Raw genomic sequence first — 12,081 nt, 5'->3', positions numbered from 1 at the left:
ACCCTGGACGGCGCGCCGCTGCCCGCGGCGGTCGCGGACGGCTGGGCGCAGGCGTTCGTCCTGCCGGCCGAGGGCGGCCTGCTCGAGGTCTCCTACGATCACCACCGCCACCGCGCCGCCGTGCTGGCGACCGCCGCAGCCGGGGCGCTCCTGCTGGCCGCGGGCCCCTTGGCCGCCGTCCCGCGCCGGCGCCGCGGCCGCCGCGCGGTGGCCACGCGGGCGGAGACCACGTGAAGCGGATCGTCGTGCCGGCCGGGGTGGCGTGCCTGGTCGGGGTGGTCGCGGCCCTGCTCGCCACGGCGGGGCCTCGTCCGCCCGCAGCCGTCCCCAGACCGGTCACCGCGGTCACCGCGGCCACCCTGGACTGCCCGGATCTCGGTCTGAGGGGGCAGGTGCCCCAGCTGCTGGACGTCGTGCGCGGCTCGGGGCCCGACGGGGTGGTCCGGCCATCCGGTGGCGGCGCGCTGCTCGGTGGCGACCGCCAGCACGACGAGCTGCTCTACCTGCCGCGTCCGGACTCGGGTGGCCCAACTCCGGGCGGCCCGGACAGCGGCCAGTCGGTGGCGCGGGGGCCTGCCGGCGGTCCGTTGCGGCTTGTCGCGACCGGGTCCGCCGCGGCCGGCCTCACCGCGACCGTGACCTCCCCCGGGTCGGGAGCGGGACCGCTGCGAGCCCGCTGCGAGCAGTCCCGCGCGCGGACGTGGTTCGCCGGCCCGGCCACCGTCGCCGGCCGCGATCCCGTCCTGTACTGGACGAACACCGGTCCGCGGCCGGCCCGGGTCAGTGTGGGCGCCGTGTCGTCGGGCCAGACGGCGCCCCGGGTGGAGGTGACCGTTCCGGTCGGGCGCACGGTCAGCCGGCGCCTGGCCGAGCTCGCCCCCGAGGCGACCGTGACCACCGTCGACGTCGATGTGCACACCGGCCGGGTTCTGAGCTGGCTGGTCGACCGCGCGAGCGGCTCCGGGCCGGCGGCGGCCACGCCCGTGCCGCCGACCGCCGGTCCGGCCACCCGGGTCCTGCTCGGCGGGTTCCTCACCCCTGCCGGGTCCGGCGGTGCGGGGGCACCGGCCGCCGGCCCGCCAACGGCCGATCTCGTGCTCTCCGCTCCCGGAGCGGCGGCGACCGTACGCGTCAGTGTGATCACGGCCTCGGGTCGCCACACCCCGGTCGGCCTGGAGGCCGTGCGGATCCCGGCCGGCGCGGCGCTGCGCCGCCCGGTCACGCTGACTCCGGCGGGTCCGTCCGCCCTGCTGGTCGAGTCGACGGACGGGGGCGGGATCGTCGCGGCGCTCGGCCTGCCCACCGGCGTGGCCGCGGCGGCTCCCGCGGCGTCGGGCGGCGGTCCGCCGAACGGGCGTACCTGGGTCGCCGGGGTCGTTCCGGAGCGGCCCCGCTGGGCGGGCGTCGTCGTCGGCGACCCGGGCGCGGCCGGGCCGACACCGCCGGGTCTGGTCGTCGCGGCGGCGCCGGTACCGGCCTGGACGGCCGGCGCGCTCGTCCTGGTCGCGCCCGGGCGGGCCGCCACCGTCTGGGTCGACGGCCGCCGGTTCGAGGTCGGCGCGGGCCGCGCGGTGCTGGCGCCGCTGCCGGCGGGCCGCGTCGGCGCGCGTGTCGTCGGCACCGGCGGCCCGCTCATCGCGAGCCAGGTCCTCGGCACCGCGCCGCCGACCGCGGGAGTGGCGACCGCGCTGGTGCCGCGGACCGTCTCGGCCGTCGTGCCGCTTACCGGCGCGTGGCGCCTCCGGTACGGTCCGGCGTCGCTGGCCGATCCGCGCGTCGCCTGGTGAGCGGCACTCGCCCCGCCCGGACGAAGGTGTAGTGGTCTGCGTGTGCTCTCTGTCTGGCCGGGCTCAGACGCGGGAGCCCGCGGCGAAGACCCGTCCCGTGCCGGTGAGTGTCAGGGCTGCCGGGCCGGTCACCAGGGCCGAGCCGCCGCGGCGCAGGGTCAGCGGCGCCAGCGGCGAGCCCGCCAGGTCCGTGCCCGCGACCTCGACGCTGCCCTCCACCGCCAGCAGCACGGACGTGTCGGGCACCGCCACGCTGCCACCGGCGCAGACAGCCTCGCGCAGGACGAAGTCGTCCACCGGCACATCCCAGGCCCGCAGCTGGCCGCCGGGGCCGGTCGCCAGCGGGCGCGGGGTGAGTACCGGCGCGCTGGTGGGGCGCGGGTCGAGGATCCGCAGCAGCTCGTCGACGTCGATGTGCTTCGGGGTGAGCCCGCCGCGCAGGACGTTGTCCGACGTGGCCATGATCTCGATCCCGACGCCCTGGACGTAGGCGTGCAGCAGCCGCGCCGGCTGGAACAGGCCCTCGCCGGGGCGCAGCGTGACGTCGTTGAGCAGCAGCGCCGCGGCGATGCCGACGTCCCCGGGGTGGGTCTCGGCGAGCAGCAGGACGAGCTCGGCCGCGCGACGCAACTGCTCGTCCGCGTCGGGGGAGACCCGCTCGGCGGCGGCGACCGCCCCGGCGGCCAGCTCCTCGCCGGCCTGAGGGGGGAGTGTCAGCAGGCTGCGCAGCACCTGGGTGGCGCCGCCGGCCGGATCGGTCGCCAGGGGCGCGAACGCGGCGATCAGGCCGGGATGGCCGAGCCCGCGCGCGATCGCGAGGGTGGCGCCGGGCGCCCGGATGCCGGCGAGGGCCCGGAACGGCGTCAGGGCCACGATCAGCTCGGGCTTGTGGTTGCGGTCCCGGTAGCGGCGGCGCGGGTCGTCGGGAGCGATCCCGGCGGCCTGCTCGGCGTCGAAGCCGGCGCGTGCCTGCTCGATGTTCGGGTGGACCTGCAGCGACAGGGCCTTGTCGGCGGCCAGCACCTTCAGCAGGAAGGGCAACTCGCCGACGAGGTCGGCGGCCGCCCGCCGGCCTGAGGTTCCGGTGTCCACGACCTCGGCCGGGGCCTGGGGGTGGGTGCCCAGCCACAGCTCGGCGACGGGCTCCCCGTCGGACGGGACGTCCAGGAGATCGGGTATCGCGGTCGGCGAGCCCCAGGCGTAGCGCTGTGCCCGGCCGTGCAGCTCCAGGATGCGGACCGGGGCACGCGGCGGCGGTGCCCCGCGTGGCGCGCCCGCCGGTCGACCGGTCCGCGCGTCCCACCTCCGAACGGACGTCCCGGTGTTGGCTGGTGTGGTCTCCCCGATGGTCACACGTGTCTCCGTCCCCGCGTCGGCGGTCGTGAGCGGCTCTGAGCCCGTCGGGTGGCTCTCGTGGTGGGCCCTACTCCTCGTCGTCGCCCCAGCCATGACCTTCGGGGTCGATCACGGCCGGGTCGACGTCCATCATCTCGGCGACCTCGTGGATGATCGCGTCGAGGACCAGCTCGGCGAGGTCCTCGTTGTCGACGGCGCGCGCTTCGAGTGGGCGCCGGTAGATGACGATCCGCCGCGGCGTGGCCGAGCGGCCCTTTCCGGTGGCCGGCTGGTAGTGCGCCAGCGGGATGCTGTCGTCGGTCACCGTGATCGGCGGTACGTCCTCGACGGCGAACTCGACGTCGGCGAGCTCGGCGGACCACCGGTGGTCCAGGTGCTCGACCGCGTCCAGGACGAGGTCGTCGAAACGCTCACCGCGGGTGGCGTAGGCGGGCACGTCCGGGGGTAGGAGCGTGCCACGCATGCCGCGGCCCCGTCTGTCCCGCCGCCGACGGGCGGGGATCGGGCGTCCGGCCGCGGGGAAGCGCACCCTGGGCGTGCTGGCTGGTTCGGCCATCGTGCCAGGGTAACGCCGGGTCCGTCCGGCGATCACCGCGGCGCGTGGCGAACCGGGCAAGTCGGCCCCGGACCCCCACCCACACCCCCACCTAGGGGGGCCCGACCAGGATCGACACGGCGTCAGAAGGCGGTTTTGGTCGAAGCGTGTGCGACGTTCTGGTGTAATTGTGTGCGTGGAGCAACCGAGCGATAACCACTGCGTCACAGTGACCTCTGTCGGTGCGCGACACGGCGGGCGGTGGTGGCCGTCGCCCGTTCCGGGGTCTACCGTCCGGAACGTGAAGCCTCGGCGCTGCTCCCGCTCGGCCTGTTCCGCGGCCGCGATCGCCACGCTCACCTACGCCTACGCGGAGTCCACCGCCGTACTCGGTCCGCTGTCGCCGTTCGTCGAGCCGCACTCGTATGACCTGTGTGGGGTCCACGCCGACCGGCTGACCGTGCCGCTCGGCTGGGCCGTGGTCCGGATCGAGGCCGAGCAGGCCGAACACCAACAGGCCGGCCAGGAGCCGACGTCCGACGACATCGAGGCGCTCGCCGACGCCGTGCGTGACTCCGCCCCGCGCCGTGGGTCGGAGCCGCCCCCCGGTCCGGCCGGTCCCGCTGGTCCCGGTGCGGTGCCGCCCGGCGGTCCCGGCGGCCGTGGCCGCGGCCACCTGCGTGCGGTGCCGAGCCCGTCGTGACGTCCGCGCCCGTCGTGACGTCCGCCTGACCCGCCCGCGTCTGACCCGCCCGCCGCCGCGGTACCTCGCACCGGCGCACCGGCGCCGGCCTGCCATGCCTCGTGACGCCGTCCCGCGCCGAACCCGTCCCGCGCGGCAAGGCGCTGACGGAGATGTCACCCCGGCCGGATAAGGTCAACCCGGTCGATCGACGCCGGTCAGGGAAGGTGGTTACGGGGTGCACGACCTCTCACGGATCTTCAAGGCATACGACGTGCGAGGTGTGGTGCCGTCCGAGTTCGACGTGGAGGTGGCTCGGGCCACCGGCGCGGCGTTCGTCCGCCTGCTCGGAGCCGGCCGGATCGTCACCGCCCACGACATGCGCGAGTCCTCCGTCCCGCTGGCGGCCGCCTTCGCGGACGGCGCCACCAGCCAGGGCGCGGACGTCATCGCCGCCGGTCTCGGGTCGACCGACCTGCTCTACTTCGCGGCCGGCTCGCTGGACCTGCCCGGTGCCATGTTCACCGCCTCGCACAACCCGGCGAAGTACAACGGCATGAAGCTGTGCCGGGCCGGCGCGGCGCCGATCGGGCAGCAGACCGGCCTGGCGGAGATCCGGGCGCTGATCGAGGCCGGCGTGCCGGAGTACACCGGCCGGCCGGGCACCGTCACCACCCGCGACCTGCGTGACGACTACGCGCGTCATCTGCGCTCGCTGGTCGACCTGAGCCGGATCCGCCCGCTGAAGGTCGTCGTGGACGCCGGCAACGGCATGGCGGGTCTGACCGTCCCGGCGGTGTTCGACGGGCTGCCGCTGACCGTCACCCCGATGTACTTCGAGCTCGACGGCTCCTTCCCGAACCACGAGGCCAACCCGATCGAGCCGGAGAACCTGCGCGACCTGCAGGCCGCCGTGCGCTCCTCGGGCGCGGACATCGGGCTCGCCTTCGACGGCGACGCCGACCGCTGCTTCGTCGTCGACGAGCGCGGCGAGATCGTCTCCCCGTCGGTCATCACCGCCCTGGTCGCCGAGCGCGAGCTGCGCCGCGAGCCGGGCGCGACCATCATCCACAACGTGATCGTCAGCCGGGCCGTCCCCGAGCTGGTGACCGAGCGCGGCGGCGCGCCGGTGCGCACCCGCGTCGGCCACTCGTTCATCAAGGCCGAGATGGCCCGCACCGGCGCGGTGTTCGGCGGCGAGCACTCCGGTCACTTCTACTTCCGGGACTTCTGGCGCGCGGACTCCGGCATGCTCGCGGCCCTGCACGTGCTGGCCGCGCTGGGCGGGCAGGGCGGCCCGCTGTCCGGCCTGCTCGGCGGCTACGCCCGCTACGCGGCCTCCGGGGAGATCAACTCCGAGGTCGCGGACGCCGACGTGGCGATGAACGAGGTCGAGAAGGCCTACGCCGCCCAGGCGGTCGACATCGACCACATGGACGGGCTGACCGTGTCGCTGGCCGACGGGTCGTGGTTCAACCTCCGGCCGTCCAATACCGAGCCACTGCTGCGCCTGAACGTCGAAGGGCGCGATGATGCCACGATGTGCCGGCTGCGCGACGACATCCTCGTCTGCATCCGCGGTGGAAGGGAGAACTCCTGATGAGCCTCGACCCCCTGTTGCTGGAGATCCTCGCCTGCCCGTGCCCGGAGCATGCTCCGCTGCGGCAGGAGACGCTGGACGGCGCTCCCGTGCTGGTCTGCGAGTCGTGCGGTCTGGCCTTCCCGGTCCGCGACGACATCCCGGTGATGCTGCTCGACGAGGCGAAGCCGTTCCCGGCCGCGGCCGGATCCTCGTCCTGACCGGCGCCGCGCGGCCCGCGTGAACGTCGACGAGCCCATCCTGGACGACGCGCGCAGGCTCGAGGCCGCGGACACGCTCAACCTGCTCCCGAACACGGCCTCGGCGGCGCGCCAGGTCCGGGAGAGCTGGCGCCTGGCGCAGGAGGCCGGTGTCGGGTCGCTCGCGGCCGACGGCCGGCCCCGCGCGGTCGTGGTCGTCGGGGTGGGCGCCTCGGCGCTCGCCGGGGACGTGCTCGACGCCGTCGCCGGGCAGGCCGCACCGGTGCCGGTGATCACACACCATCGGCACGGGCTTCCCGGCTGGGCCGGGGTGGCCGACGTGATCCTCGCCGTGTCCGTGTCCGGTACCTCCGCGGAGACCCTCTCGGCCGTCGAGGAGGCGCACCGGCGGGGCTGCCGGCTGGCCGTCGTCGGCCCCGCGGACTCTCCGTTGTCCCACCTCGCGGAGCTGGCCAGGGCGCCGTTCGTGGCGCTGCCCGAAGCCCGGCCGGCGTACACCGGACTGTGGTCGCTGGCCGTCCCGCTGCTCGCGGCCGCGGCGGCGCTCGGGGTGCACCGTGAGGGCGAGGCCGCGATCGAGGCCGCCGCCGTGCGCCTGGAGGCGATGGCGAGCAGGTGCCGGCCGACGAGCGAGTCGTTCGTCAACCCGGCGAAGACGCTGGCCCTCGAGCTGGCCGGCGCCCTGCCACTGTGGTGGGGGACGACCCGGCTGACCGAGGTCGCCGCCACCCGGGCCGCGGGTGTGCTCGCGGTGAGCGCGGGCTACCCCGCGCTGGTCGGAGCGCTGCCGCATCCGGCTGAGGAACAGGTCGCGCTGTTCCGCGGAGCTTTCGGGTCCGGCGACGGCGGGGCCGGGTCGGCCGGCGGCGACGGTGACGGCGACGCCGCAGACGACGATCTGGCCGACTTCTTCCGCGACCGGGTCGATGACGAGGCCGTCGTGCGGCTTCGGCTGATCCTGCTGCGTGATCCCGCCGGCGAGCATCCCGAGATCGCCCGCGCGGCGGAGCGGGCTGTCGTCCTCGCGGGTGAGCACGGCGTCGGCGTCACCGAGCTGCGGGCGGAGGGCACGGCGCCGCTGGAGCGCCTGGCCTCCCTGATCGGCCTGATCGACTTCGCGGGCAGCTACGTAGGACTCGCACTCGGGGTCGACCCCGGCGCCGCGCTGCGGCTGCGGGAGCTCGGCACCCCCCGCTGAACCGCTGGCTGCTGGACGGCTGACTGCCGCTGTTATTCCCGACGGCCCGGTTGGGGTCGGTGTTCGAGGAGTGCCGCCAGCGCGCGCAGCTGGAGCTCCCACCGGTCACCGGCCGCCTGCGCGGACATCGCCCGGACGAGGGCCGGCGCCCGCGGGGCGGCCTCGGCGAGTGGTCGGTGCAACAGGCGTAGCACCGCGCTGTCCCAGACGGTGGTCTGCACCCGCCCCCGCTCGCCGAGGGCCACGACCCTGTCCCCGGCGGGCGAGACGGTCAGCGTGATCAGGAACTCCGGCCCGCTGAGAAAGCCGACCAGTGCGCGGTCCGGCCAGGTGTGGACCTCGATCGACCCGCTCGCGTGCGCGACCAGCACATGCTCGCCATCCGGGAGGAAGAGCGCGCGCTGGGCGGGCCCGACGGGCCAGTCCGCGACCGGCGCGCTCCCGCCGAAGAACGACACGGTGCTCCCCGCGCGGGACGCGGCCGTCTCGCCGTCGGGGAGGAAGGAGACCTCCGCCACGGCGGACTCGAGCGTGGCGGCGGCGAGCTCCTTTCCCGTCCGCCGATCGGCGACAGTGACCTGGCGCGCCGTCCCGGGGCGCCGTCGGGTGACAAGGCAGATCCGTTCGCCGTCCGCGGAGACGGCCAGGTTGGCGTCGGGGCGCAGTCCGACGTCCAGCTCGTGGCCGGCCGGTATGGGCAGGCGGACGGACGGCGGCCGCGGGTGGCCAGGCGCGCCGTCCGGCACCGCCGGCCACACCGTCATTTCACCGTCCGCGCGCACGGCGCAGACCGCCTTGTCCGGTCCGGCGGGCATGGGTGCCAGCGCGTAGAAGCCCGAAGGGGCGGAGTCCAGCTCGCGGACGACCAACGAGCCGGCGTCGTAGCCGAACACGAGCAGGCGCTCGGGCTCGCGCGGGAACCGGTCCGGCCGGTGGCAGGCGAAGATCTGGCCGTCGGCGGCGAACAGCAGCCGGGTGAACCGGCCGCCACCGAGCCCACGGGGCAGCGGATGCCACCACACCCGCCGGCAGCTCCACGGATCCCAGATCGTCAGGTGGTCGACCCGGAACGACCCGTCCCGGTGGACGAGGGCGATCAGGCCTGTATCGGGCGCCAGTGACGGTTGTGCCGCGGTGGCGATCCCGAGCCCGGTCAGCCCGCGGGCGACGGGTGGGAACCTGAGGGCGGAGGCCGCATCTCGGCCGCTCCGGCCCAGGCCCACCTGCTGGTTCGTGCGCACCAGCAGGTCGAACAGCGCCGCGCTCCGCCTCGCGTGGGCGTCACCGTGCCCGTCGCCCCGGCCGCCGGGGCGCCAGCCGGTTCGGTGCAGAAGCGAGGCCACCCGCAGCGCGTCACCGAAGGTCAGGCTCGGAAGCAGCTCCCACACCCGCTCCGGGTGTCCGGCCGCGAGTAGCGACGCGACCGGCTCGGGTGGTAGATCCTCGGTCACGTCACCGCCCCGCGCCGTGTTCATCTACCCGGGTTACGTCAGTGCCGGCCGAAACCCGCCAGCGCCCAGCCAACGCCGCCAGTGGGTCCACTGTCCCGGTCCGGCCCGCCCGCCGCCACCGGTTTTCCCGGACGGGCCACCTGGGGGTCACCCGGCCCGGGACCTGTCGGCGGTATTCCGCTCGGGTCCCGGGCCGTGGGACGCCTAGCGGCCCTGGTTGTTGCGGCTGGGTTGGCCCTGGCCGGCGCCCTGGTTGGTCTGCGGCACGACGACCTGCCCCTGACCACCGCCGCCCTGCCCGAACCCCGGCAGCCCCGGGGTCTGGCCGGTGCCCGCGCCCGGCAGCAGATCTTCCAGGCTCGGCAGCGTCGGGGTCGGCGCGGGTGGCGCGGTGTTCATCATCCGGCCGCCCTTGGTTCCCCGGGCCACGGCCGGGTCCGCGCCGGGCAGGGCCTGCACGGGCTGCCCGGCCAGCGCGCCCCGCATCGAGGCGCCCCAGATCATCGCCGGCAGGTCGCCGCCGAACACACGGGGCCAGGGGCGGCCGTTCACGACGACGTTGCGCAGGGGGTGCCCGGGGCCGTTCGGGTCGGCGACCGCCACCGCCGCCGCGATCTGCGGGGTGTAGCCGACGAACCAGGCGCTGGAGAAGCCGTCGTTGGTGCCGGTCTTGCCCGCCGCGGGGTGGTCGAACCGGGCGTTCCCGCCGGTCCCCTTGGTGAGCACACCGGCCAGGATGCTGGTCGTGGTGTCCGCGACGCCCTGGGACAGCACCCGCTCGCACTTCGGCGTGTTGCCCACGTCGATCTGCTGTCCGCCGGAGTCGACCACCGAGGTGGCGAAGCGGGCCTCGCACCGGATGCCGCCGGAGGCCAGCGTGGAGTAGGCGAGCGCCATGTCCATCGGACTGACGGGCTCGCCGCCGATGGTCACGTCACCCTCGGTCGGCGGGATGTCCTTGAGGTTGTCGGGGGAGACACCGAGCCGGGTCGCCATCTCGACGACCGCCGGTACCCCGATCTCCTCCTCGAGCTGGATGAAGTAGGTGTTGACCGAGTCCCAGGTCGCGTCGTCCATCCGGTAGACGCCGACTTCGGCGGGGTCGGCGTTCTGGAAGCCTTTGGGGCAGTCGCCCTCGCCGCGGTCGAGCGGGAACGCGGGGGTCGAGTAGCAGGCGGGGGAGTGCCAAGCCGTCCCCACGCCGTACCCCTGTTCGAGCGCGGCCGCCACGGTGAACGTCTTGAAGGTCGACCCGGGCTGGAGCGGTCGGGTCGGCAGCTCGAGCTTCGTCTGGTTCGCCGCCTCGTTGGTCCCGAAGACGCGGTTGACCGCCATCCCGAGGATCGCGCCGGTGCCCGGCTGGATGACGACCTCGGTCGCGGCCACCCGGTTGTCCGGCGGGATGATCGAGTTGACGGCCATCTGCGCCGCCTGCTGCACCTGCGGGTTCAGCGTGGTCCTGATGACGAGGCCACCCTCGTGGATCCGCCGGTCACGCTCCTCCTTGGTGGCGCCCAGCGCGGGGTTGGCGCTCAGCTGGGTCCGGATGTAGTCGCAGAAGAACGGCGCGCTCGACATCTCGCAGGAGTCCTGCGTGGTCGGCTGGTCGGTGATGACGTCGATCGGCATCTGCCGGGCGGCGTCCGCCTGGGTGCGGCTGACGTAGTTCTCGTCGGCCATCCGGGTGAGCACCATGTTCCGGCGCTCGAGCGCGGCCTGCGGGTGGTTCACCGGGTCGTAGCGCGACGGGCTCTGGACGAGCCCGGCGAGCAGGGCGGCCTGCTCGAGGCTGACCTCGGAGATCGGAATGCCGAAGTAGTGCTCGGCCGCCGTCCCCACGCCGTACGCGCCGTCGCCGAAGTAGGCGATGTTCAGGTACCGGGTGAGGATCTCGTCCTTGCTGAACCGCTGCTCGATCGCGACGGCGTAGCGCAGCTCGCGCAGCTTGCGGTCCAGCGAGTCGCCGGCGACCGCGTCACGCTCCTCGGGCGTGGTGGCGTCCTGAAGCAGCACGTTCTTCACGTACTGCTGGGTCAGCGTGGAGCCGCCCTGGGTGGTGGAGCCGGCCTCGCTGTTGCGGGCCGCGGCCCGCAACACCCCCTGGGGGTCGACGCCGTTGTGGGAGTAGAAGCGGGCATCCTCGATCGCGACGATCGCCTCGCGCATGATCTTCGGGATCTCGTCGCCGGTGACGACCCGCCGGTCCTCCGCCCCGGTCAGCGTGGCGATCACGGATCCGTCCGCTGCCAGGATCGTGGATCTCTGTGGCAGCGGCGGGGTCACGAGGTCCGAGGGAAGCTCGAGGAAGTGGTCGGCGGACGCCTTCGCGAACAGCCCCGCGGCGCTCAGGAACGGCAGCGCCATGAGCCCGACCGCGACACCCATGGCGGTGGCGACGAGCCCCATCCGGGTGAGGTGCCGCCGCCGGTCGACCGGACGGCGGATTCCGCCGGTCGGTGGCCCGAACGGCAGGTCGTCGGCGCTGCCGAGCGGCGCCGACGTGCCGCGTGAACGGCTTCCCGAAGGACGCGGCACCGACCTCCCGAGCCGCCCGGGCCCGTCAGGCCCACCGCGGGACCGCCGGGCGGGCCCACTCGTCTCGCCGGCGGGACCACCCGTCTCGTCCGGATGGGTGATGCCTCCCCGCGGCCTGCCCGCCATACGGACCTGCGGGCCTCTTTTGCGTCCGGCCCGACCGGACGCGGCGTCACCGCGGACCGGGGATGCCGACTCCTGTCCCTGTACCGTCGCTGTCACCCCCAACCCTCGCGGGCCCGGCTGTGCGTGCCGGAGCCCTGCCCTGCCGGACCCGTCAAGCATGCGTGACGCCGCGCAAGGTCGCTCATCCGACCCGAGAAGGTCATCGGATGCGCACCGCCACGCGGCCCAGGGGTAACGGATCCGGTTCGTCACGGTCCACCCCGGCGGATCCCACTCCCAGGAACGCTAGACGAGCGAGTGGGGCCGCGCCCATCCGGCCCGCGCTGCCCCACACCGCCGCTGCGCTCACCCACCCCGGTCACCCTGCGCGCCCACCGGTGTCACCCGTCCGCCCCACCGAGTTCCCGGAACGCTCGGCCGGCCTGGCCCATCCGCCTCCTCCCTGGCTCGAGCTGCCCGAGTTGGCACCAAAGTGGGATGGGCTGGATGTGTGGCGGCTGACGGGGTCCAGGGACTCATTGAGCCGCCACACTTCAGCGCCCCGCCCCAGTTCAGCGAGCCGCCGCACTCAGCCGCAGCCCGGGCCGCGGCCTCGTTCGCGTCACCGAGGG

10 protein-coding genes are annotated in these 12,081 nt (G+C 74.8%); 6 read left to right on the top strand and 4 right to left on the bottom strand.

Features of this window, described 5'->3' with window-relative positions; translation table 11 throughout:
• Positions 1-234, top strand: a 234-nt coding sequence (locus FMEAI12_RS10325; protein ID WP_146776665.1) for a hypothetical protein, incomplete at its 5' end; no start/stop codon positions are given.
• A complete protein-coding gene (locus FMEAI12_RS10320) occupies positions 231-1,787 on the top strand; it encodes a DUF5719 family protein (protein ID WP_112105837.1) in 1,557 nt (518 codons plus the stop codon). The genes FMEAI12_RS10325 and FMEAI12_RS10320, both read left to right, overlap by 4 nt.
• Before the next feature lie 63 nt (positions 1,788-1,850).
• On the opposite strand, the gene manA is transcribed toward FMEAI12_RS10320, so the two are convergent.
• Together manA and FMEAI12_RS10310 are read right to left on the bottom strand one after the other, a co-directional pair.
• Positions 1,851-3,140 (bottom strand): mannose-6-phosphate isomerase, class I, encoded by a 1,290-nt coding sequence (gene manA / locus FMEAI12_RS10315; RefSeq protein WP_112105836.1) that lies wholly within the window; start codon positions 3,138-3,140, stop codon positions 1,851-1,853.
• Between the two features lie 70 nt (positions 3,141-3,210).
• A complete protein-coding gene (locus FMEAI12_RS10310; protein WP_041254899.1) occupies positions 3,211-3,606 on the bottom strand; it encodes a metallopeptidase family protein in 396 nt (131 codons plus the stop codon).
• Between the two features lie 373 nt (positions 3,607-3,979).
• Here FMEAI12_RS10310 and FMEAI12_RS10305 point away from each other — a divergent pair, with 373 nt between their 5' ends.
• The 4 genes from FMEAI12_RS10305 (at position 3,980) to FMEAI12_RS10290 (ending at position 7,358) form a co-directional block, all read left to right on the top strand.
• Complete coding sequence (locus FMEAI12_RS10305) at positions 3,980-4,381, top strand: DUF3499 domain-containing protein (protein WP_112105835.1); 402 nt, start codon at positions 3,980-3,982, stop codon at positions 4,379-4,381.
• Positions 4,382-4,598: 217 nt separating this feature from the next.
• A complete protein-coding gene (locus FMEAI12_RS10300) occupies positions 4,599-5,960 on the top strand; it encodes a phosphomannomutase/phosphoglucomutase (protein ID WP_071064560.1) in 1,362 nt (453 codons plus the stop codon).
• A complete protein-coding gene (locus FMEAI12_RS10295) occupies positions 5,960-6,160 on the top strand; it encodes a Trm112 family protein (RefSeq protein ID WP_018501528.1) in 201 nt (66 codons plus the stop codon). The genes FMEAI12_RS10300 and FMEAI12_RS10295 overlap by 1 nt, the downstream gene beginning before the upstream one ends.
• Positions 6,161-6,179: 19 nt before the next feature.
• Positions 6,180-7,358, top strand: a complete 1,179-nt coding sequence (locus FMEAI12_RS10290) for an SIS domain-containing protein (protein WP_112105834.1) — start codon at positions 6,180-6,182, stop codon at positions 7,356-7,358.
• A 32-nt stretch (positions 7,359-7,390) separates the two neighbouring features.
• On the opposite strand, the gene FMEAI12_RS10285 is transcribed toward FMEAI12_RS10290, so the two are convergent.
• On the bottom strand, positions 7,391-8,833 hold the full coding sequence (locus FMEAI12_RS10285; RefSeq protein WP_235013866.1) for a WD40 repeat domain-containing protein: 1,443 nt from the start codon (positions 8,831-8,833) through the stop codon (positions 7,391-7,393).
• 180 nt (positions 8,834-9,013) lie between these two features.
• Complete coding sequence (locus tag FMEAI12_RS10280) at positions 9,014-11,470, bottom strand: transglycosylase domain-containing protein (protein WP_160144253.1); 2,457 nt, start codon at positions 11,468-11,470, stop codon at positions 9,014-9,016.
• Positions 11,471-12,081 lie beyond the last annotated feature (611 nt).

Source organism: Parafrankia sp. Ea1.12, from assembly GCF_900465275.1.
Classification (GTDB): domain Bacteria; phylum Actinomycetota; class Actinomycetes; order Frankiales; family Frankiaceae; genus Parafrankia; species Parafrankia soli.
Note: the sequence above shows the minus strand (reverse complement) of the source record. Positions and strands in the feature narration are given on the sequence as shown.